General features: G+C 39.7%; 20 protein-coding genes. 4 read left to right on the top strand and 16 right to left on the bottom strand.

Going from position 1 to position 23,743, the window contains the following annotated elements:
- The 14 genes from B4Z90_RS23360 to B4Z90_RS23295 form a co-directional block, all read right to left on the bottom strand.
- Positions 1-729, bottom strand: coding sequence for an SCO family protein (locus B4Z90_RS23360; RefSeq protein ID WP_286803460.1), 729 nt, complete (start codon positions 727-729; stop codon positions 1-3).
- Between the two features lie 9 nt (positions 730-738).
- On the bottom strand, positions 739-1,116 hold the full coding sequence (locus tag B4Z90_RS23355) for a cytochrome C oxidase subunit IV family protein (RefSeq protein WP_070563563.1): 378 nt from the start codon (positions 1,114-1,116) through the stop codon (positions 739-741).
- A 24-nt stretch (positions 1,117-1,140) separates the two neighbouring features.
- The gene (locus B4Z90_RS23350; RefSeq protein WP_070563559.1) at positions 1,141-1,887 is read right to left on the bottom strand and encodes a cytochrome c oxidase subunit 3; all 747 of its coding nucleotides are present in this window, start codon (positions 1,885-1,887) and stop codon (positions 1,141-1,143) included.
- 9 nt (positions 1,888-1,896) lie between these two features.
- Positions 1,897-2,478, bottom strand: coding sequence for a cytochrome c oxidase subunit 3 (locus tag B4Z90_RS23345; protein WP_070563556.1), 582 nt, complete (start codon positions 2,476-2,478; stop codon positions 1,897-1,899).
- Positions 2,478-3,383 carry a heme o synthase gene (gene cyoE / locus B4Z90_RS23340; protein ID WP_070563553.1) on the bottom strand — a complete coding sequence of 302 codons (906 nt, stop codon included), beginning with the start codon at positions 3,381-3,383 and terminating at the stop codon, positions 2,478-2,480. The genes B4Z90_RS23345 and cyoE overlap by 1 nt, the downstream gene beginning before the upstream one ends.
- Positions 3,384-3,456: 73 nt before the next feature.
- On the bottom strand, positions 3,457-4,500 hold the full coding sequence (locus tag B4Z90_RS23335; RefSeq protein ID WP_286803458.1) for a COX15/CtaA family protein: 1,044 nt from the start codon (positions 4,498-4,500) through the stop codon (positions 3,457-3,459).
- A gap of 77 nt (positions 4,501-4,577) precedes the next feature.
- Positions 4,578-6,449: a cytochrome c oxidase subunit I gene (locus tag B4Z90_RS23330; RefSeq protein WP_175441964.1), complete on the bottom strand. Its 1,872-nt coding sequence runs from the start codon at positions 6,447-6,449 to the stop codon at positions 4,578-4,580.
- A gap of 28 nt (positions 6,450-6,477) precedes the next feature.
- A complete protein-coding gene (locus B4Z90_RS23325) occupies positions 6,478-7,815 on the bottom strand; it encodes a cytochrome c oxidase subunit II (RefSeq protein ID WP_070563547.1) in 1,338 nt (445 codons plus the stop codon).
- A 43-nt stretch (positions 7,816-7,858) separates the two neighbouring features.
- Entirely contained in the window at positions 7,859-9,094 is a 1,236-nt protein-coding gene (locus B4Z90_RS23320; RefSeq protein ID WP_070563545.1) for a quinol:cytochrome C oxidoreductase, read from the bottom strand.
- 19 nt (positions 9,095-9,113) lie between these two features.
- Positions 9,114-9,752 (bottom strand): c-type cytochrome, encoded by a 639-nt coding sequence (locus tag B4Z90_RS23315; RefSeq protein WP_286833372.1) that lies wholly within the window; start codon positions 9,750-9,752, stop codon positions 9,114-9,116.
- The gene (locus B4Z90_RS23310; RefSeq protein WP_070563542.1) at positions 9,736-10,272 is read right to left on the bottom strand and encodes a DUF3341 domain-containing protein; all 537 of its coding nucleotides are present in this window, start codon (positions 10,270-10,272) and stop codon (positions 9,736-9,738) included. Before B4Z90_RS23310 ends, B4Z90_RS23315 begins: the two co-directional genes overlap by 17 nt.
- A gap of 6 nt (positions 10,273-10,278) precedes the next feature.
- Positions 10,279-11,763 carry an NrfD/PsrC family molybdoenzyme membrane anchor subunit gene (nrfD, locus tag B4Z90_RS23305; protein ID WP_046674137.1) on the bottom strand — a complete coding sequence of 495 codons (1,485 nt, stop codon included), beginning with the start codon at positions 11,761-11,763 and terminating at the stop codon, positions 10,279-10,281.
- A gap of 29 nt (positions 11,764-11,792) precedes the next feature.
- Positions 11,793-14,807, bottom strand: a complete 3,015-nt coding sequence (locus B4Z90_RS23300) for a TAT-variant-translocated molybdopterin oxidoreductase (RefSeq protein ID WP_070563539.1) — start codon at positions 14,805-14,807, stop codon at positions 11,793-11,795.
- A 37-nt stretch (positions 14,808-14,844) separates the two neighbouring features.
- Positions 14,845-16,107 (bottom strand): cytochrome c3 family protein, encoded by a 1,263-nt coding sequence (locus tag B4Z90_RS23295; protein ID WP_070563536.1) that lies wholly within the window; start codon positions 16,105-16,107, stop codon positions 14,845-14,847.
- Positions 16,108-16,598: 491 nt separating this feature from the next.
- Between B4Z90_RS23295 and B4Z90_RS23290 the strand changes: the two genes are divergently transcribed.
- Positions 16,599-16,979: a methionine-R-sulfoxide reductase gene (locus B4Z90_RS23290; RefSeq protein WP_046674140.1), complete on the top strand. Its 381-nt coding sequence runs from the start codon at positions 16,599-16,601 to the stop codon at positions 16,977-16,979.
- On the opposite strand, the gene B4Z90_RS23285 is transcribed toward B4Z90_RS23290, so the two are convergent.
- A complete protein-coding gene (locus B4Z90_RS23285) occupies positions 16,969-17,979 on the bottom strand; it encodes a LacI family DNA-binding transcriptional regulator (RefSeq protein WP_112373823.1) in 1,011 nt (336 codons plus the stop codon). The two genes, B4Z90_RS23290 and B4Z90_RS23285, sit on opposite strands and share 11 nt — an antisense overlap.
- A gap of 147 nt (positions 17,980-18,126) precedes the next feature.
- Between B4Z90_RS23285 and B4Z90_RS23280 the strand changes: the two genes are divergently transcribed.
- Positions 18,127-20,409, top strand: a complete 2,283-nt coding sequence (locus B4Z90_RS23280) for a GH92 family glycosyl hydrolase (protein WP_286803457.1) — start codon at positions 18,127-18,129, stop codon at positions 20,407-20,409.
- Between the two features lie 77 nt (positions 20,410-20,486).
- The gene (locus tag B4Z90_RS23275) at positions 20,487-20,813 is read left to right on the top strand and encodes a DUF493 domain-containing protein (protein ID WP_145327846.1); all 327 of its coding nucleotides are present in this window, start codon (positions 20,487-20,489) and stop codon (positions 20,811-20,813) included.
- A 294-nt stretch (positions 20,814-21,107) separates the two neighbouring features.
- Here the strand turns inward: B4Z90_RS23275 and pnp are convergent, their stop codons facing one another.
- Positions 21,108-23,294, bottom strand: coding sequence for a polyribonucleotide nucleotidyltransferase (pnp, locus tag B4Z90_RS23270; RefSeq protein WP_112373826.1), 2,187 nt, complete (start codon positions 23,292-23,294; stop codon positions 21,108-21,110).
- A gap of 170 nt (positions 23,295-23,464) precedes the next feature.
- Between pnp and B4Z90_RS23265 the strand changes: the two genes are divergently transcribed.
- On the top strand, positions 23,465-23,707 hold the full coding sequence (locus tag B4Z90_RS23265) for a hypothetical protein (protein WP_139144929.1): 243 nt from the start codon (positions 23,465-23,467) through the stop codon (positions 23,705-23,707).
- Positions 23,708-23,743: the final 36 nt, after the last annotated feature.

The following is a 23,743-nucleotide window of genomic DNA, read 5'->3' as shown; positions in this document are numbered from 1 at the left end:
CTATCTTTTTTGTTCTATTGTTGCTGGATGGTTTCGGATTTCCTCGACCAATAATAATTTAATTTCATCTTCCAGGCGGTCGACATCTGTCTTTACGTTGATGTCATATATCCCTCTTATACGTCCTTTTGTATCGAGTAAAAGATAATTAGAGCCAATAATGAATGGTTTATTGCCATCATTGTTGACAAGCGCGTCCTGCAATAGACTTTCTTTAGCAAATTTAAAGATATCAACAGAAGGATCTGTCACAAAAAACCAAGATTTGGTCCAGGGATTGTAAACTTTCGCGTATTTCGCTAATACATCAGGTGTATCATAGGCTGTATCAACCGTGATAGAATATAACTTAACTTTCTGATTCTGAATAAACCGATTAGCAATTTGATCTAATCGCTTAATCATTGTCCTTGATAAGGAAGCGTCCCTAGAATACATCAGGTGGACTACAGAGAGTGTTGTATCATTGTCCAACAAATGCACTTTCTTACCATCGTAATTCACAAAATCAACAGGCGTCACCGTATGGTAGATGGTATCGGGAATATCACGTCCCCATTTTCGATGTGTTGTTCCAGGCACTTCCTTTTTCCCAAAAATTGGTAAGGAGGCGTAGCTATTCGAGCCGCTTTTATTTAGTATAAAATATAAAAATCCCGGCAGTAAAAGAATTACTGCCAGGATCAATATAGTTTTAATACCTTTCTTTTGTCCAGTATTATTATCCATTCACTTTATCTATTTATTTGGAAATATTTGATGTTCTTGGAATGCAGAAGCTAAATGGCCTCCTTCAACTAGCATCAAAACAATAAAATAAATAATAAAAATAAAGACGATTCCTACAGTGACAATGAAGCTCGATTTCTCGAATTTCAAGTGCATAAAGAATGCAATGATATAATAAGCTTTAACTAAAGTAAGTATAATGTAAATTGAATTAACCAATACCCCTTTAGACAGAATTTGCCAATGGTGAACGAAGCCTAATGCGATTAAGAACTCTAGGCAAGTAAGGGCCAAAAGTACTCCAAACACCCTCCAGATGGCTTTTTTATCCAACCCACCTTCGTGAGCGTGCTCTCCGTGAGCGATATTATCTTGATATTGTGACATAGCTTTTGTAATTAAATTGATTTACTAAACAAGGTAGAAAAGTGTAAACACGAATACCCACACTAAATCCACAAAGTGCCAATATAGACCTACTTTTTCAATCATTAAATAGGATCCTCTTTTTTCAAAAGTATTATTTAAAGTCATGAACAAAATAATGATGTTCAAAATAATACCAACAGTTACGTGGAAACCGTGAAAACCAGTAATTGTAAAGAATAGGTTTGCAAACTGAAGTGCTGATGTATACGATACATCTCCCGTAAAGAAATGGCTCAATTTTTCAACAACATTTCCGCCTTCCATATGTGTAGCAATATCAGTAGCAGGATTACGTCCGAACCAAAAGCCTTCGTGGTGCAAATGCGTCCACTCTAATGCCTGACAACCAACGAAACAAAGACCACCTAAGATTGTCCATAACATCCATTTAACAACCTCATGCTTCGAATTACGATGTCCAGCTTCAACCGCCAACACCATAGTTACTGAAGACATAATCAAAATAAACGTCATTAAACCGACAAATACTAAGGGTTGTCCCCCGTCAGTAATTCCTGGAATAGATTGAAAAACCTTATCAGGATCCGGCCATACAGCGTGTGAAAATCGTTGCGCGCCATAATAAACCAAAAATGCAGAAAATGTGAAGGCATCCCCTACCAAGAAAAACCACATCATGATTTTTCCATACTCTAAGTTCCAAGGTGATTTTCCACCATTCCATGGACCAGTTTTTACCTTATCCAATTGCGATACTGTTGTACTCATTGTTTACTATTATTGATTCAAAAGTAAGAAAACATATATATAAATCCATAAAAGATCGAGAAAATGCCAAAAAATACTGGCAAGATCCATGCGGAAAAGATTGCCGTCTTTAGGAAGTTTGTTAATTCCTATAATCGCGCCAATCAAAACGATCAACCCCGCAATAATATGCGCCAAGTGCATCCATATAAAAACGTAAATAAAAGATTGCGATGCATTGTTATTCACAAAATAAACACCCCTATCGATCAATACATTCCAAGCATGAACTTGCAAGGCAAAAAATACAACTCCCAAAATAAAAGTTGCTATCAAAAACAACCGCTGTTTGGAAGACTCGCCATTTTTAGCCGCTCTATGGGCTAAAAACATCGTTAGACTACTAACCACAATCACCAAGGTACTATATAAAAGTGCATTTGGCAATAGGGTCTTAATCCCTTTGTCCACACCGCTCGCTGTATATACAATGAAACCACTGGATAACGCCGCAAACATCATGAACATCCCCAACATACCCAACCATAGGTTGAACTTTTGGGCTTTTCTCTGTACTAACTTCTCGTCAGTTTGTGCTTGTATATCTAACATTATTTCAACGGAATAAAGTTAAGCAATAATACGAGTTGTGTCACAGGCAAATAGATAAATGAGGTAAACATCACTTTCTTTGCTGAAGGAATATCACAATTCTTAAACAGCAAATAACCGTAATAACCAAACATTATTCCTCCGACCACAGATACAATCGTAAACCAAATTCCACCAAAGCCAAAATGATACGGTATAAAACCTGCAGGTATCATAAACAAACCTGAAATGAATACCATAAAAGCCGATATCTTATCACGTTTTGTCGTCGGCAATAAGCGAAAACCCGCTAATTTATAGTCATCATCCACAACCCAAGCAATTGCCCAGAAATGCGGAAACTGCCATAAAAATTGAATAGCAAACAACACAAAGGGAATAATAATAATTGCCGCTTCATTATGTCCACTATAGTAGGCTAAATCGTCTTGCGAAAAGGCTGCATAATATCCAATTAATGGCGGAAATGCACCCGGAAACGCGCCGACAAACACTGCTATTGGTGATTTTCTTTTTAATGGTGTATAGATAAATGCGTAAAGAAGAATACAGAAAACCGACAGCAGACCAGCGACAAAGTTTAAGCGAACAAGCACCAAGGTTCCTAAGATGCCCATAAAGACACTTAATACCAAAGCTTGTCCTGTTGTCATGCGGCCTGATGGCAACGGTCTGTCCTCCGTACGTTTCATCAGTTTATCCAAATCCTTTTCAATGATCTCATTAAAACCATTAGCAGAACCTGTCACCAGAAAACCACCTATAGTCAACAATAACCAATTGAACCAGAATATATCACCCTGTTGTTTTGATCCTATCAGAAAAGCAATTGACGCAGAAAATACAACCGTCAACGTAAGTCTCAACTTAACAAGCTTTTTGAAATCTGAAATAAATTCTTTCATAACTAAAAGAGACCTCCTACTATCAGTGTAATTAAACACGTACTTTTAAACATAAACATCCCGAATGCCAAGATTAGTGCCTTTGCTTGTTTAACAATAACAACAGGTAGAACTGCGCGCCAAATAACAGCGTAGCTACCACCAAATGCGTTGTTTGTGCAAATGCAGGTATTGCAAATCGAGCTAAGATAATTCCTGATAGCATTTGGATACCCACTAGAATCAATGCGATTAAAGCAAATTTATATTGCTTAGACCCCGTATTAAAACTCGTGCGGACCAAAAAGAATAATACAATAACTAAAATCAAAGAACAATATGCCAACCAGCGATGTAACTCAAACTGTTGGCCAATAGTTGTTATAAAATCAGTCCGGGCTATCGTTGAACCGGTTAATAAATCAACCTCCTCGCGAACTCCCGTTCCGACAATTACCTGTGTTAGCATCAATAAAATTGAAGCAATAGCAAGTCCTTTTAATATACCCAAAGAACGATTGACCAGTAAGGTCTTGTTTCGCAAAGTAACTGCTTTGAAATATGTATAAATACTAATACAAACAATTACAATGGCTAAGAGCATATGTACCGTAATAATCCAGGGCATCAGATTTGTCGATACAACGATCGATCCCAACCAGGCCTGAAGTACGACAACAAAAAGATTAATCACTGACCAAACAACGATCGAGCTTTTTGATTTTAAATAGGTGAAAGAATAAATAGCTGTAAATAACAAACAGAATCCGGAAACAACGCCTACCAACCGATTGATATATTCCGTCCAGGTTTTCGCAACATTAAACTCTTCATGCTGCAAAATACTCTTATCAGTACGGAGCTTGTAAGCCATTTCTTTATCGCCGAAAAATTCTACAATTTTCGCGAAACGTTCGTTCTTCTTTGCCCTTCCTTCACTATAATGCTGTTCATATCCTTGCGGTAATTGGGAGATATCTGTTGGAGGAATAATACGGTTAAAACATCTTGGCCAATCTGGGCATCCCATTCCTGACCCTGTACTCCGAACAACTCCGCCAGCAATAATGACCAAAAACAACACAATGATCGTTATAAAATTGGTCTTTATAAATCGCTTCTCAGCTGCTGGAAACATAATACTACCCCTACCTCTTAAAATACAAACTTCTATAAAATAGAGTAGGAATCCCTACTCTATTTTATAAGATTTTATTAGTCTTTTCTACCATTTTGAGCATTCCATTCTGCCTGGATACGCTCAGCTTCCTCGTCTCCTTCGAAATCATGAGGCAAATTAGAGCTCATTGTTTCAGAGAAAGGAACACTTTGAGGAATAAAATCCTCACCATGACCTGGCTTACTGTAATCGTAAGGCCAACGGTGTACAGTTGGAATTTCTCCTGGCCAGTTACCATGGATATGCTCTACCGGAGTAGTCCATTCCAATGTGTTTGACTGCCAAGGGTTTTGTGGGGCTTTTTTACCGAAGAAAATCGATGTAAAGAAGTTCCACAGGAAAGCTACCTGACCTAAAGCAGCCACAATCGCAGCCCAAGTTACCAATTGGTTGACAGAAACCCATTTTGCCATGAAATCAAAGTGTGTAAATGCATAGTAACGGCGAGGCACACCATCGATACCCATAAAGTGCATTGGGAAGAATACCATGTAAGCACCAACGAAAGTCAACCAGAAGTGTAAATAACCTAATTTTGTGTTCATCATACGACCGAACATCTTAGGATACCAGTGGTAAACACCACAAAGCATACCGAAGATTGACGCCGATCCCATTACCAAGTGGAAGTGGGCAACAACAAAATACGTATCGTGTAAGTTGATATCTAATGCCGCATTACCTAGGAACAATCCTGTCAAACCACCAGAGATAAAGAACGATACCAAACCGATAGCAAACATCATCGCCGGAGTGAAACGGATATTACCTTTCCACAACGTTGCAAGATAGTTAAACGCTTTTACCGCTGAAGGAACCGCGATAATCAATGTTGTAATCATAAATACACCACCCAAGAACGGGTTCATACCTGTTACAAACATGTGGTGACCCCATACGATAAACGATAACACGGTAATACCGATCAACGAATAAACCATCGCATGGTAACCAAAGATTGGTTTACGTGAGTTGGTTGCAATAACCTCAGAAGTTAAACCTAAAGCCGGCATAACAACGATATATACCTCAGGGTGACCTAAGAACCAGAACAAGTGTTGGAACAAAATTGGTGAACCACCTTCGTTCGGTAAAATTTGTCCTTGAACAACAAGATCCGACAAATAGAATGACGTACCAGCAGCACGGTCAAAAATCAGAAGAACAACCGCCGAAACCAATACTGGGAATGACAACATACCTACGATAGCAGTTAAGAAGAACGCCCAGATTGTCAAAGGCATTTTCCATAAGTCCATTCCTTTTGTGCGCATGTTCAAAATTGTACTTACATAGTTAATACCACCGATCAACTGTGAAGCTACAAATAGAACCATACTCACCAACCATAAAGTCATACCTGTTGCAGATCCTGCGATTGCAGTAGGAACAGCCGATAGTGGCGGGTAGATCGTCCAACCAGCAGAAGCAGGTCCACTTTCTACGAAGAACGATGCAACCATAATAACTGATGCTACAAAGAACAACCAGTAAGACAACATGTTCATAAAAGGAGATGCCATATCGCGTGCTCCGATTTGATATGGAATCAATAAGTTACTAAAAGTACCCGATAGACCAGCCGTTAACACGAAGAATACCATAACGGTACCGTGAATGGTTACCAAGGAAAGGAAAAACTCCGGTTTTATACGACCGCCTTCAGCCCATTTACCTAAGAATACTTCTAATATAGGGAACTCTTTATCCGGCCATGCTAATTGGATACGGAATAATACTGATAAAAGCATCGCAAAAACTGCCATGATGATACCAGTGATCAAGAATTGCTTAGCAATCATCTTGTGGTCACCCGAGAAGATATACTTTCTGATGAACGACTCCTCATGATGATGGCCGTGCGAATCGTGATGTTCAGCGCTATGCGATATTACTGTACTTGACATATTCGATTTTATATTCAAAAATTCTTAATTAGTTCAAAGATGCTGTAACTTGTACGCTATCCTTTTTCACGTTAGCTGTTTTACCACTGAACTCTTTTTGCAAATCCTCAGTAAAATATTTATTTTGTTTAGCTAACCACTCTTTATATTTCTCTTCAGTTACGACAACCACTTTCTTTTGCATGTTGTAGTGACCAGATCCACAGATCTTGTTACACAACATCACGAAGTCATAGTTATAATCACCCAAACGATCACGCATTTCTTCTGTTGTTACAGTAGGTGTGAATTGGAAATAGTTGGTCATCCCTGGTACCGCATTGATTTGAACACGGAAATCAGGAATATAGAAAGAGTGAATAATATCTTTTGAAACGATATGGAAACGAACAGGTTTGTTTACAGGCAACCAAATTTCAGATCCCTGAATATCATCCCAGGAATTTTTATCATTAAAGTCAATACCGTAAGGGTTGGTTGGTGTCGTCATTTTATAATTACGTTTACCAATAATCCCATCTGAACCAGCATAACGGACATTCCATTGGAATTGCTCGCCTAATACCTCAACTTGTAATGCTGATTTTTGAAGATCTTCAGGAATATTTGTGATCGATCTCCATGTAAAGAAACCGAACAATACCAATACTGTCAAAACAACAGCTGGAACAATTGTCCACAATTTCTCGATTGCATTGTTATGAGGATAATAATAAGCCTGACGTTTTGCACGCATGCGGTACAAGAATGTAAATGTCATCAACAAGATGTGTGTGATAACCAATACAAATGTTGTAATTGCTGTCGTAATGATAAACATCGTATCAATACGCTCACCGTGCTCAGTTACTGCCGATCTCCAATAAGCAGCTCCCCAGTGTACATATGACCAATATACACCATAAAGGAATACAACCAAGAAAATGAATAACAATGCCGATTGAAATGTGTTATTCGCAAACGGATTGTATTTACCGTTCATCTTTCTTGTCAATTCATAGATCGAAAGTACTTTACCGATAACGGCAACAACTGTACATATAACCAAGAATAACAAGACATAATATGTGAAGTTTTTATAAACCTGAGGGTCTATTTGCTTCACTTCTTCAACAGCAGGAGCAGCAGCACTAGCTTCTGTAGAAGAACTAGCAGATCCAACAGCAGCAGTACCTGCTGCCGCTGTTGTATCTTTTGCAACCGAATCCGTTGCTGCAGGGGCAGCTACTGCTGTAGTTGCCGCTTTAGCAGAATCAGATGCTACTGTATCTTGTTGACTTGCTAGGATAGGAGTCGCAAAAAGCAATCCTAGTGCAAGCACAAAACCCGAGATGGATTTGAATCTATTATTTAATTTAAAGCTCATTTCTTTTATAACGTTTTTACGTAACCTTCCTTTAAAAGTGAAACTATATCTGGTGATGCAAACTCTCATCCAAGAAAGGATGATTTTTAGGCACCAATGCTTGTTTACTCAATTTACTCATCACTAAGAAGATGAACAAACCTAAGAAACCAAGTGCAGTTCCGATTTCAATGATACCAAATCCTCTATGTTCAGCAACAGTACCAGGCATGATCATGATATAATAATCTAGCCAGTGACCAGCCAATAATAGAATCGCTACGAACAACATTACATTTTGTTTACGTTTAGCATCGCGATCCACTAATAGTAACAATGGTGCCACAAAGTTAATGATAATACTCAACCAAAACCAAGGTTTGTATTCAGGTTCCCAACGTTTGTAGAAATAAACTGTTTCCTCCGGCATGTTTGAATACCAAATCAACATGAATTGTGCAAACCAAACGTAAGTCCAGAAGATCGAGAAACCGAACATCAATTTACCCAAATCGTGTAAATGATTTTCGTTTACCCAGTTCATATAACCAGCTTTCTTCAATACAACAACGATGATCGTGATACATGAAATACCGCTAACCCACATTGCTGCAAAGTTATACCAACCGAACATCGTTGAAAACCAGTGTGCTTCTAAAGACATTACTGTATCGAAAGACCAGATAGGTGTAGTAAAACCGAAGATAACTAAGAAGATTGCCGACAATTTGAATGACTTTTTATAAGAAGCCAATCCGCCTTCCAAATCTTCTTTATAAGAAAGTTTCGCAAAAATAACAGCAAAAATGCTATATGTTCCCAAAAATACCACCTGACGGATCAAGAAGAATGGAACATTTAAATAAGCAGATTTACCTGCGATAATAGGGTCAAAATTTGTACTATGCGGATCAGTGATACCATCTGCATTCCAGTGGTGATATAAGTTATGCGTGGTTAAACCTAAACCTACAATAACTAATAAAACTAATGATGCAATTGGTAAAACACTCGCCATAGCCTGAGGTATACGTACCAAACCTGCAGACCATGCAGATTGTGTTACATATTGCAAGGCAACAAAGAATGTTCCAGCTGCGCATACACATGTAAAGTAATAACCCATCAATAACAAGTTGGCATAAGTACGCTCTACAGTAACGTGATCGCCCGAAAGCAACCCGAAAGCTACAGCAGCTACGCCTAGTACAACAGCGACAATACTGAACATTTTAGCTTTGCCAGCAAACTCGTATCGCTCGTTGAAATTATAATCGTGATGATGACTGTGAGTTCCCATTTATATATCTGATGTTAGATTATTTCTTTTGTAATTCGTGAACATACATAACAACTTTCCATCTCTCCTCTGGAGACAATTGAGATGCATGTGATCCCATGGAGTTGTGTCCGTAATAAATTGTATGGTAAATTTTACCATCAGTCAAGTCAGCCATCAAACCACCCCGTGAAGAGCTCGCCGCATCTGTTCTGTGATAAGATGGTGGCGGAGGAAAGTTCTCTAATTGACGAGTACCTCTTGAATCAGTCACGCTACGGTCTTTTGTGATAGGACCATCACCTTTACCTTCTACTCCATGACATATCGAGCAGTAAGTGGTGAACAAAGCTTTACCTTTTTCAAGATTTTCGGCATTTACGACCAAAGGACTTTTTACTTCTCTTCCTGCACGTTCATAATCCTCTAATGTATTGGCGTATTCAAAACGAGTGAAACCAATTGGATCTGTACCTTTAGGAGGTGTTTGTGCTGTTTTTCCATCAGCAAAATTCGCATTAGGTTGATCCGGATTGAAAGCAAGCGGATCGTACATGTTACGAGAAAACTCTAAACCTGTACTACGAGTTGTTTTGTCACCACAAGAAGAAACAAGTGCTGTCAATGCCACAGCTGCGCATAGCGTTCCAAGTAAATTCTTCTTATTCATAGCTAACATATTTTCTATCATTGTACTTAACTTCAACAGCTCCAGCTTCTTTCAATAAGCTATCGATCAAAGCGTGATCTGTATTTTCTTTGGCATCTACTGCAAGGATGAAACGATCATCTGTTGCTCTCAAGTCCATTACACGAGGTGCACGTCCCGGAAATAAGTGGTTACGGAAGAAAAACGTGGCAACCATACCCAAGGCACACAATAAGATGGTAACCTCAAATGTAACTGGAACAAAGTTTGGCATACCAAAAGATGGTTTACCACCGATATTCATCGGCCAATCATATGCCATTGTATAATACAACAAACTAAAACCTAATGTCGTTCCTAATGCTCCAAAGCAAAATGCTGCGATAGGCAAGCGAGAAGGTTTCACACCCAGCTTTGCTTCGATGCCGTGAATAGGCATCGGAGTAAAGCAGTCGTAAATACTTATATTGTTTGCTTGCAATTTGTCGATCCCATGCATCATTTCATCGGGATCCGCAAAACTACCTAATATATATTTTGTATTGTTCATTGCTGATTATTTTCTAACTGATAATTCTTTAATCTCTTCTTCTGTCACTGAATCATATTTCTCTAATGACTCCTGGAAGTACTTCACTTGTTCCTCAGGGAATGCGCCTTCTTGAGCCAATTTAGTTTTATGTTGTAATGAAGATGATTTCAACAACAATTTCACTTCGGCGATAGCGATACCTGGTAAGAAACGTAAGAACAACAAGAATAATGTAAAGAATAATCCGATTGAACCTACAAAGATACCTACGTCTGTCCAAGTTGGGTAGAACATTGCCCAAGATGAAGGCAAGTAATCACGGTGCAATGAAGTCACGATAATTACAAAACGCTCAAACCACATACCGATGTTTACAACAATCGATAAGATCCATGAGATAGGAATACTTGTACGGATTTTTTTGAACCAGAATAACTGTGGAGAAATTACGTTACAAGTCATCATTGACCAGTAAGCCCAAGCGTATGGACCCAACATACGGTTCTCGAAAGCATACATTTCGTATTCTGAACGAGAGTACATTGCGATAAACAACTCAGTCAAGTAAGCCACACCCACGATAGAACCAGTTGTCATGATGATAATATTCATCGACTCAATGTGGAACATCGTGATGTAGTTCTCAAAGTTCATTACTTTACGTAAGATCAACAATAACGTCTGTACCATCGCGAAACCAGAGAAGATCGCACCCGCCACGAAGTATGGAGGGAAGATCGTTGTATGCCATCCAGGGATAACCGAAGTGGCAAAGTCCATGGATACGATCGTGTGTACAGAAAGTACAAGCGGCGTAGAGATACCTGCCAAGATCAATGACACGATTTCAAAACGTTGCCAAGTCTTAACTGAACCATTCCATCCGAATGATAATACAGAATAGATTTTTTGTTTTAATCCAGTAGCACGGTCACGAATTGTTGCAATATCCGGCAACAAACCACAGTACCAGAATACCAAGGATACTGTAAAGTAAGTTGAGATCGCAAACGCATCCCATACCAAAGGAGAGTTGAAGTTTACCCAAAGTGATCCAAATTGATTTGGAAGTGGGAAAATCCAATAAGCCAACCAAGGACGACCCATGTGAGCTACAACGTATGTAGCCGCACAGATTACCGCAAAGATCGTCATCGCCTCTGCAGAACGGTTGATTGAATTACGCCAGTTCTGGCGGAAGATTAATAATACAGCTGAAATCAACGTACCCGCGTGACCGATACCTACCCACCATACGAAGTCGGTGATATCCCAAGCCCAGCCTACAGTTTTATTCAGACCCCAAGCGCCGATACCTGTCCAAAAGGTATAACTAACGCTAACTACCCATAATAAAGCACCTAATACAGCAACGGTAAAACCAATCCACCATGCTTTATTCGGTTTATTTTCAACCGGTAGTAAGATATCATCCGTAATTTTTGCATACGTAATGTCCTTACCGGTCATTAATGGTTCTCTTAATATTGATTCGTTATGCGATGACATAGTATTTTTATTTCAAATATTGTACAAGATTACGCCTCAAAAGTGTTTCTAACTTTTGTCATATAACCGATACCCGGTTGAACATTGATTTCCTCAAGTACGTAATAAACACGCTCGTTGCGTAATGCTTTAGATACTTCTGATTCTGGATCATTTGCATCACCAAAGATAATTGCATTTGCAGAACATGCTTGTTGACAAGCCATTTGGATATCGCCATCTTTAACTTTGCGATTTTGAATCTTAGCTTGTAATTTACCTGCTTGAATACGTTGGATACACATTGAACATTTCTCCATTACCCCACGTGAACGAGTAACAACATCTGGATTCAATACCAATTGTGTGAACTCATTGTTCAAGTAGTTGTCAAAACGTGAATCATTCCAGTATGCAAACCAGTTGAAACGACGAACTTTGAAAGGACAGTTGTTCGCACAGTAACGTGTACCAAAACAACGGTTATATGCCATATGGTTCAAACCTTCTGAAGAGTGTACTGTTGCCAATACCGGACAAACCGTTTCACAAGGTGCGTGACCACAGTGTTGACACAACATCGGTTGGTGAACAACAGTGATATCTTCGAAATCCAAATCAGCCGAAGCTCTCGCAATTTCTTTCTCTTTTGTAAGATCTTGATCTTTTCCTTCGATTGTATAGTAACGGTCAATACGTAACCAGTGCATTTCACGACGACGACGAACCTCATCACGACCTACAACAGGAATATTATTTTCAACGTTACAAGCAACGATACAAGCACCACACCCTGTACATGCGTTCAAGTCGATCGCCATCACCCATTTGTGACCAGGTTGCTCATATTTGTTCCACAAATCGTATGTTTTGTGATTATCCGTAAAGCGGCCTGCCTCAGAGTTAGGATCTTTCAGATATTTCGCAAATGTCGTTTCACGAATAACGTTACGACCTTCGATCGTGTGGTGTGTCTGTGTTTGTGCCAATTGGTAAGTACCAGACGCTTTCGCTACAGTTGCTTTAGCAACACCTTGTACTGTACCATTGATGATAGAAGCAAAAGGGAATGCGTTTTTACCAACTTCATTACCTGCTTTACCAACTTTTGTACGGCCGTAACCTACAGCAACTGAAACTGTTCCTTGTGCTTGACCTGGTTGTTGTACAACTGGCAATTCCAATTCAACACCATTTGCTTTTAAAGTCACTTTACCGTCTTCACCCAATCCTAATTTCTCAGCATCTTTCGGGTTAAGAGCAGCGTAGTTATCCCAAGTTACTTTAGAAACAGGGTCAGGCAGTTCTTGTAAATAAGCGTTGTTCGCGTAACGACCGTCACGAAGACCAGCAGGCTCATAAAGTTTCAATTCAAACTCACCGGTAATCGCTTTGCTTGATGCCTCAATTGCTGAAGCTGCCGCTGCAGCATTTCCTGTAAATGCAGGAGCTGTTGCCGCTTTAGCACCTTTATATTCAAAACCAGTTTGCAATACAGCATCCCAGTTTTTCGTAGAACCTGCTAAGATTTGTGTAGACCACAAGTTCTTAACGAAGTTGTACATATCGGTATCATTTCCTGCCCAAGTCAACAAGCTTTGTTCAACTTGACGTGTTTTGAAAACAGGATTAATTGTTGGTTGAACGATCGAGAACAAACCTTCTTTTGGATTCGCATCACCCCAAGACTCCAAGAATGTACTTGCTGGAGCGATCGCTGTCAATTCAGAAGCTGTTTCATCCGCACGTTGCGAAAACGATAAGGTGAAAGGAACTTGTTTCAACGCTGCTTTTACATCTTCTGCTTTGAAGTAATCATACACCGGGTTGCTATTCAAGAAGAACGCAACACCAACTTGACCTGATTTCGCAGCTGCTAAGAAAGCTTGGAACGAAGAATCTGAACCTTGGTATTGTTTAGAATAGTTATCCAAATCGATGATTGTACCGTACGCGCCTAATGCAACGTTAATTGCATTGACCAATACCTGTACATTGACATCGTTAGAACCAGCAACAACAACTGCTGCGCCTTTGCTGTTCACCAATTCTTTCGCTGCTAGAGCGACACCTTTTTGTGCTTTTTTGTTTGCAGTGGCACCAGCCAAAGACTGACCAGTGATTGCATTATATAAAGCAACCAATGTAGCTCCTTCTTCCGAAGGTTTGATGGCGATACGAGCATCCGCATTTGTACCAGTCATCGAAAGACCAGACTCAAATTGCACGTGACGTGACATTTTTCCGTTTTTCAACGATTTATAATCACGGTTTTTAGCGTATTGTTGTGTATGCTCCTCACCTGCTAACCAAGTTCCTAAGAAATCAGCTGCAACGGAAACAATCACATTTGCCTTTTCAAAATTGTATGAAGGGACAACAGCTTTCCCAAATGAAGCTTTATTCGCCTCAATAATACCGCTGTAAGATACAGCATCGTATTGTACATGGTTAACTGTTGGGAATTTCGTTGCGAAAGCAGCGATAGCCGCCAACGTTGAAGGACTGTTTACGGTGTTAGAAACGATCGTAATTTGTTTACCAGAAGATGCTGCTGCATTCAAAGCTTTAACAACTTCCCCATCCAATTTAGACCACTCTACATCTTGACCTTTCAATTGTGCCTGTTTCAATTTGGACTCATCGTATAAATCCAATACAGAAGCAGCAGTCGTTGAATCCAAACCTTGGTTCAAACCAATTGCATTCGGGTTAGGCTCAACATTGATCGGACGACCTTCGCGCGTTTTAACCAAGATACTTTGACCGTTGAACGTCGAAGCATAATAGTTAGGGATACCTGGAGTTACCTCTTCAGGTTTAATCAAATAAGGAACTGCCTTATGCACAGGAGTACGGTTACAAGCCGCTAAAGAAACAGCACCCAAACCAAATCCTAATGCTTTCAAGAAGTCACGGCGAGGAGTTTTAGTACTCAAGCCAGCTTCGTTTAATACATCTTCTACAGGAATAGATTCGGCAAACTCACCCTTGCTTCCTTCAACGAAAGCAGGAGTTTGATTTAACTCTTCCAAACCTTTCCAATATTTTTTATTGCTATCCATTTAAGCTGTATATAAGATTGCGTATTTCAAATAATTATTAATAGTGACACTTACCACACTCAAGACCACCGATCATGGCTGCAGTCATTTTCTCACCTTTCTTAATTCTTTCGTGTGCTTTGATCAAATCTTCATAGTATTTGTTATCCGATTTGATATCTGTCTTTTTGTGACAATCAACACACCATTTCATCGTCAATGGAGAGTATTGGTATACTTCTTCCATATTTTGGATTGGACCGTGACAAGTTTGACACTCAACACCAGCTACCACAACGTGTTGTGAGTGGTTGAAGTAAGCAAAGTCAGGTAAGTTGTGGATACGAACCCATTGAATTGGTTTCGGATTGTTACCGTAAGTACGCGTATCAGGATTCCAATCCAATGCACGATAGATTTTAGCAATTTCCGGAGAAATCTCACCATCATAATGCTCTGAAGCAGTGATTGTATTGTGACAGTTCATACATACGTTAGCCGATGGAATAGACGCATTTTTAGATTTAAATGCTCCACCGTGACAGTATTGACACTCAATTTTGTTAACACCCGCGTGGATTTGGTGCGAGAACTTAATTGGTTGAACCGGCTGATAGCCTTGGTGAACACCAACGTTCCACATGGTCTTCCAACCACCTACAGCTAATAATGCAACTAACATCAAGACTGTAAAGCCAACCAACTTTTTGTTTTTAACGAATGCTTTCGCAAACTTCACAAAACGTTGGCTATCTTCTGGCTCTTGTTGCGCAGCAATAGCTTCTTGGTTTTTAGCAATTACATTTTCTAAGGTACGGATCACACGATTCAACACCACGATAACCACTACAGCCAAAACAACAACTGCGATCAAGCCCAAAATCATGAACATAGACGCGTTATCATCTTTAGCGCCAGCACCACCAGCAGCAGCCTCTTTCGGTTTCTCCTTAGAAGCATCGGTGATATACGCTAATACCGACTTGATCTGATCGTCAGATAAATCAGTAAAAGAAGTCATCACAAGCTTGTTGTTCTCTTCGAAGATTTTAACTGCATCAGCATCGCCAGACGCAATTAAAGCCTGAGAGTTCTTGATCCACTTGATTAACCAAGCTTCGTCTTTCGTCTCTGGAATCCCCTTTAAAGCAGGACCAACCACTTTTCTGTCAATGGCGTGACAGGATGTACACTTAGATTTGAAGATTTTTTCACCTTCCTTGACATCTTGCGCATGCAACGTCGTAACGGCAAATAATAGCATCAAACTCGTTGACACCACCCTCGCAAGGCTTCCCAAAACGGATGAGATAGTTCTCATATTTAGCACTTTATACTATTTATTTGTGAATGTAAAAAATTAACTCCCATGGTTAAAGGAGCCACTACCCCCCTAACAATGCCACAAAAGTATGATTTATTAACAAATCGCTGACAATTTTGTGACCTTTAATATCAATTTATAATCATTCTAAACAAATGCGTTTAAACAAGGATAAAAACAACATTACGCTATTAAAGTGGTTCCATCACTACAACTTTTCATTTGAATAGCTACCCAAATATAAGACAATTCCATGACAATTTAAAATATTCAAAATAACAGATCGCAGAAGACACAAAAGGTTTTTTTTCGACTTAATTTCCGTAACTTTATCAAGATGAATGGAGACTGGGCCAGGATCAATTCCCAGACTGAAAATGAAAGAATCTGGATGATACTACTTTTATAGAGATGCTCTTTTATATAAAGGAATAGATTGATCCCAGTCGACCGCTCCTGTCAAAATCAACGACTAACATACGACAGCCATGGAAACAAACAAAAAATACAACCCGCTAAGTAAAGAAGAGGAATACATTATTATACACAAGGGAACTGAGCGGCCTTTTACGGGTGAACTTTTAGACAATAAGCTCAAAGGAACGTATATCTGCCGCCGTTGTGACAGCCCGCTATACCGTTCGGAGTCGAAATTTGAATCTGGCTGTGGCTGGCCAAGTTTTGATGATGAGATTCCTGGAGCAATTACAAGGATCACCGATGCCGATGGTCGCCGCACTGAAATCCTTTGTAGCACATGTGGCGCGCATTTAGGCCATGTATTCCTCGGAGAAGGCTTTACGACAAAAAACACGCGTCACTGCGTTAATTCTATTTCAATGAAATTTGTAGCCGATACTACGAAGTAACTTTCACTTTAGTCGACTCACGAACTTTCAGTTCACAAGGCAACACCATTCTACGTGTTGCTTTTATTTTACCCTGAAGACGAAGCAACAAAATATTAATCAGGTTCTCAGCAATGTCCTTGATCGGCTGCGAAACAACTGTGATAGCAGGTTCTACCAACTTAAAAACTGTATGGTCGTCAAAAGCAATGACTGCTGGCATCGTAAAGTTGAACTTTTTAGCGGCCTTCAAGCCCGAAATCGCCAAATAGTTAGTGGAGAACAAAACAGCATCCAGCCTGTTTTCACAGATGAACTCCCGCAAAGATTCCATCGCCTCCTCATCCGAAGCATCCATTTGGATCTTCTGGATAAAACTTTGCTGCTTATTATTATCCATAGCTTTCATATAGCCATCTGAACGCTCTTTCATTTGAGTTTGATCCGAGTAGAGCGATACAAATCCGATACGTCTATAACCTTGTTGACACAAATGGTTACTTGCATCAAAGGCCCCCTGAAAATTGTCGGCCCCAACATAGTCTGTTTCAAGCCCCGGAAAATATCGGTCGAAGAGCACAACCGGGATATTATTCTGCTGTAACTGCTTTACGGTATCTTCCAAACCATCGGAAGGTGTAATAATAAAACCATCCACCTGCCGATCGTAAAACATCTGGATCAACTCCTTCGCTTTTTCTACATCATTGTTGGTACTACAATAAATAATACGATAGCCCTGCTCATAGACCTTACTTTCGATCAGGCGTGCTATATTCCCAAAAAAAGGATTGGAAATATCTTCGATAATCAAACCTAGAATCTTCGTCTTCCCTGTGCGGAGACTTTTTGCCAACTCATTGGGCTTATAGCCGACCTTTTTGACATAGTCCAAAACCCGCTTAGTCAAAGCCTCACTAATACGCTTTTCTTTTGCCTTATCATTTAAAATAAAGGACACAGTAGTTACAGAAATCCCCAAGGCCTTTGCGATATCACTGATCAGAATACGTTTCTTCATGTAGTAGTAGTAGGTTTGTTAAGTTTTTTATTACGAAGATTACTAAAGTAAAAAATTTAACGACAATTTACTAAAATAATAATAAAATTGCGCTAAAAGGTTTTATTTACTAATTTTAAGCAGTTTTCAAATACCCGAACAAAACCTATGACAGGAAATAAACTACTCAAAACAGTGTTGGGCACACTAATTTTACCATTTTGTGCGCAAGCCCAGCAAAATCTTACACAATATGTCAACCCCTTTATTGGGTCCGCGGATCATGGCCACGTCTTTGTTGGTGCGAATGTACCTTTAGGTGCGGTGCAATTGGGGCCTACTCAAATTCCACAGATTTGGGACAAGTTCAACGGATGGGATTGGTGCAGTGGATACAATTACAAAAGCCAGGAAATTTTAGGTTTTACCCATACCCACCTGAGCGGAACAGGTATCGGTGACCTCAACGACCTTATGATCGTTCCTGCTAACGGAAAATTACAATTAACGCCCGCAGAATTCAACAAAATGAATACAGGTTATGGCTCTTCCTTCAAAAAAGAAAATGAGGTAGCAAAACCGGGATTCTATAGCGCTTATTTAGATGACTATCAGGTGCAGGCCAACCTGACAGCCACCGAACGTGTTGGTTATCATCAATATCGCTATGAAAAAACAGACAATGCACATATTTTGGTCGATTTAGGTTACCATATCAATTGGGATAAACCGACAGACACCTACATCAAACAGGTGAACGATTCGACCTTTGTTGGTTACCGCTTTTCAACAGGATGGGCGACTGACCAAAAATTGTATTTTGCCATCAGAACTTCCCAACCGATACAAAAAGTAAGATTTTTCGAAGGTAAAGAAGAAAAATTAGGCCAAACAACATTCAAAGGACAGGCAATCAAAGCGGCTTTATTCTTTGATGCTGTTAAAAATAAAACCATCGAACTCAAAGTCGGTATTTCTCCGGTAAGCTCGACCAATGCGCTGAACAACATCAACGCCGAGATTCCAGGCTGGAATTTTGAAAAAGTAAAGCAAGACGCCGATCAACGTTGGAACAAAACCTTAAATAAGATTCAATTTGAAGCCGACAAAGATACGAAGACAATCTTCTATACGGCATTATACCACACCTACTTCGCTCCTACCATCTTCAACGATGCAAATGGCGATTATTTAGGAACTGACAAACAAGTATATGAAAAACAGGATTTTGTCAACCATACGGTATTTTCGCTTTGGGATACTTACCGTGGTCTTCATCCTTTGATGACGATCTTGGAGGACCGTAAAATCAACCAGGATTTTATCAAAACCATGTTGGCGATCTATCAACAACAAGGTAAATTACCCATGTGGCACTTACAAGGCAATGAAACCAATACAATGGTTGGATTACCTGCAATTCCAGTGATTGCTGACGCCTTCTTAAAAGGAATTATTGACGAGAAAGATTATCCTTTGATGTGGGAAGCTGTTAAGACCACGGCCATGGGTAATGATCACGGTCTGAAATATGCGCGTGAACTGACTTACATTCCTATCGACAGCATGCCTAATGAGTCTGTAGCATGGGCATTAGAGTATGCGATTGCTGACTTTGGTGCTTATAAAATTGCCGAAAAACTGGGTAAAACAGAAGACGCTGCTTATTTCAAAAAACGCTACAAACTATACGAGCAATATTTTGACAAAGAGGTAGGTCATTTCGTCGGTAAAAAAGCCAATGGCGAGTTCCGCAGACCTTTCGACCCCCTCATGGCCAAACACCGCGAGAATGACTATTGCGAAGGTAATGCATGGCAATACACCTGGTTAGTACCCCAAGATGTCAAAGGGCTGATCAATCTTTTCGGTGGCGAGGAGAAATTTTTGAAAAAACTGGATTATTTTACGACCATGTCATCGGATCTTGGTGGTGAAGCTTCACCGGATATTTCAGGACTAATCGGCCAATATGCGCAAGGTAACGAACCAAATCACCATATCCCCTACTTGTATGCTTACGCGGGACAACCTTGGAAAGGTGCAGCCTTAGTCCGTAAAGCGATGACTGAGTTTTACACAAACAGTCCAGCTGGTCTATGTGGAAATGATGACGTCGGACAAATGAGCGCATGGTATGTATTCTCGGCAATGGGCTTCTATCCATTAAATGCAATGAGTGGTGTTTATGTCTTCGGTTCGCCGATGATGCAACATGCGAATATCAATCTACCGAATGGCAAAACGTTAGCGATCGATGTTAAAAACCAAGGCAAAGCCAATCCATATATCAAATCAATCAAATTAAATGGCCAGCCTTACGCCAAAACGTTCATTACACATGCGCAGCTTTTAGCAGGTGGACAGATGGAAATCGAGATGAGTGCTACGCCACACAAAAACTTTGGTAAAAACAAAGCCGATTGGCCTTCAAGCATTGACAATAATTAACTGAAAAATTGTCAGTAAAACATTACTGGATTAATATTTGTTAATACCTTAATAACATATTTAAGGAGAAACAAAACATGGCAGATTACAAAAACATCAATATACAAGATATCCCTGATGGAGGTGATAATCCAAAAGACTTCTATGAAACTTTTAAAGAGCGTTTGGAAGACTTAGAAACATTTCCAAAGGACTATACGTATAAATTTATCTTACCAAAAGATCAGGACCACTTCAATCAGATCCAGCGCGTATTTGATGACACAGGTGCACAGTTTGATTTTAAGGATTCCAAAACAGGTAAGTATACTTCAATTACGGTAAACTTGAACGTAAAAGACGCCGATCAGGTAATCTACTTCTACAAAGAAGTAGCGAAGATAAAAGGTGTTATCATGTTATAGGTGTTATCATGTTATAAAAGAATAAATCAGGCTGTCGAATTGACAGCCTGATTTGTTTTCTGATCTACATATTAACCTAACTCCTCCCTATTTCAGCATAACGACATCAAGCCAATAATCGCCGCTAAATCTTTTACTAGCATAGTGCAGCTTGAATAGATTAACAGCAGTCTCCTCATTTAAAAAATCCAAAATTCGTTTGACATCCCGCCGGGCAGCAAACAGTTCCTAACAGCATTTTCCATAAAAAAAGCCCGCGTAAAGCGAGCTTTTCATATCATTTAAAGAATAAACTTATTCTTGACCAGCACCAGCTACAGGAGCTTCGCCAGCAGGTTTATCCTGCTTTGGTTTGTCTTCTTTCGGCGGACGAGGCAATAAAGCTTTACGGGAAAGCTTCATTTTACCTTGTTTGTCGATATCCAACAATTTAACCGTTACTTTATCACCTTCTTTGAAGATACCGTCCATTGTTTCAAGACGTTTCCAGTCGATTTCAGAGATGTGCAATAAACCGTCTTTACCAGGCATGATTTCAACGAAAGCACCGAATGGCATAATTGATTTCACTTTACCTTCGTAAGTTTCACCAATCTCTGGTTTAGAAGCAATCGCTTTGATACGACCTACTGCATCATCAATAGCCGCTTTATTATCTGCGAATACTTGAACAACACCTTTATTATCAACTTCTTCGATCGAAATTGTAGCACCGGTCTCACGTTGCATTTCTTGGATAATTTTACCACCTGGTCCGATTACAGCGCCAATAAATTCTTTATCGATCAACAATTGAACGATACGTGGTGCATGTGGTTTGTAATCTTCGCGAGGAGCAGAAATTGTTTTCTTCATCTCACCCAAGATGTGTAAACGCGCTTCTTTTGCTTGATCCAAAGCTTGCGTCAATACTTCCCATTTCAAACCATTGATTTTTAAGTCCATTTGACAAGCAACGATACCTTTTTCTGTACCCGTTACTTTAAAGTCCATATCACCTAAATGATCTTCATCACCTAGGATATCCGATAAGATCGCATATTTACCTGTTTTCTCATCAGAAATCAATCCCATGGCAATACCTGAAACTGGCGCTTTCAATTTCACACCGGCATCCAAAAGTGCTAATGTACCAGCACATACAGTTGCCATAGAAGAAGAACCATTTGACTCCAGAATATCAGAAACAACACGGATAGTATATGGATTTTCACTGTCTGCAGGAAGTACCTGTTTCAATGAACGCATTGCTAAGTTACCGTGACCAACTTCACGACGGCCTGGACCTCTGTTAGGTCTTACCTCACCTGTAGAGAATGCAGGGAAGTTGTAGTGAAGAATAAACTTGTTATAACCGTTGATAAAAGCACCATCGATCATTTGCTCATCGTCTTTAGCACCTAAAGTAACCGAAGTCAATGATTGTGTTTCACCACGTGTGAATACAGCTGAACCGTGTGCAGCAGGCAAGTAATCTATTTCTGACCAGATTGGGCGAACTGTACGTACGTTACGGCCATCTAAGCGAATTCCTTCATCTAAGACAAGATTACGAACAGCATCATACTGAACATCGTGGAAATATTTTTTAAATAAGAATGCGGTATCATCATCCAATTCCTCTGGCATTGTTGCTCTGTACTCTTCCGCGATTTTTGCGAAGTTTTCAGAACGGTCATGTTTTGCAGAAGCAGATTTTGCAATAGCGTAAACCTTATCGTAAGTAGCTGCAAAAATAGCATCTCTCAATTCAAGGTTTTCAGGCTCATGGTTATACTCACGTTTAACCGTTTTACCAACTAAGTTAGCCAGTTCTACTTGAGCAGCAACTTGTTTTTTGATCGCTTCATGAGCAAAAGCAATTGCTTCTACCATTTCAGCTTCAGAAATCTCTTTCGCTTCACCTTCAACCATACCGATATCTTGTGCAGAACCAGCAACAATAAACTCTAAAGTTGCATTTTCAAGCTCAGACAATTTTGGGTTGATGACCAACTGACCGTCAATTTTCGCAACACGCACTTCAGAAATCGGTCCATTGAAAGGAATATCAGAAACAGCAATAGCTGCAGAAGCAGCCAAGCCCGCTAAAGCATCAGGCATAATATCTTTATCTGCAGAGATCAAGCTGATTGCAACTTGTGTATCTGCGTGATAATTTTCAGGGAACAAAGGACGTAATGCACGATCTACCAAACGTGAGATCAATACCTCATAATCTGACAATCTAGCCTCACGACGTAAGAAACCACCTGGAATACGGCCAGTTGCCGCATATTTTTCTTGATAATCTACAGAAAGGGGTAAAAAATCAACACCAGATTTCGCTTCTTTAGCTGAAACAACTGTTGCAAGCAACATCGTATCACCTTGTTTTAATACTACAGCCCCATCAGCCTGTTTTGCCAATTTACCTGTAGACAATTCGATCTGGGTGCCATTACCCATATCGATGGTCGTTTTAATTTCGTTGTAATTCATTTAATCTTGTTTGCGACATGCTTTTCATCTTGTTGGCAGCATGCCAATATTTTAAATACATTAGATTTCAGCACAAAGGTAAATTAAAATATTAAGATTAGTGCAATTAACAGCAGGCTAAATCATCAAACCATCGTAATACGGCAGCAACCGCCTTAATCTGTCAAGCAATGAATCAATTGAAGTCTTCTCAAGTTCTCTTATTTCTCGAAAAAGGCTTCCAAAGGCTTATCAATTATAACGAGGAATCTAGCCTGTCGCGTAGTATAAAACAATATAAGACAAGTATAAAACATGGCTATCATTTTCGGAGATTCCTCGGTGCTTCTTCGGTACTTGTTCGGAGCTTGTTCGGTACTTCTTCGGTTGGAAGCGAAGAAATAGCGAGCAAGCTCCGAGGAAAAAGCGATTAAATAAAGACTAAATAGTGAAACTGAAGTAAGGGATAA

The organism is Sphingobacterium sp. UBA5639 (assembly GCF_002421245.1).
GTDB classification, from domain to species: Bacteria; Bacteroidota; Bacteroidia; order Sphingobacteriales; family Sphingobacteriaceae; genus Sphingobacterium; species Sphingobacterium multivorum.
This window is presented reverse-complemented; position numbering and strand designations above follow the sequence as displayed.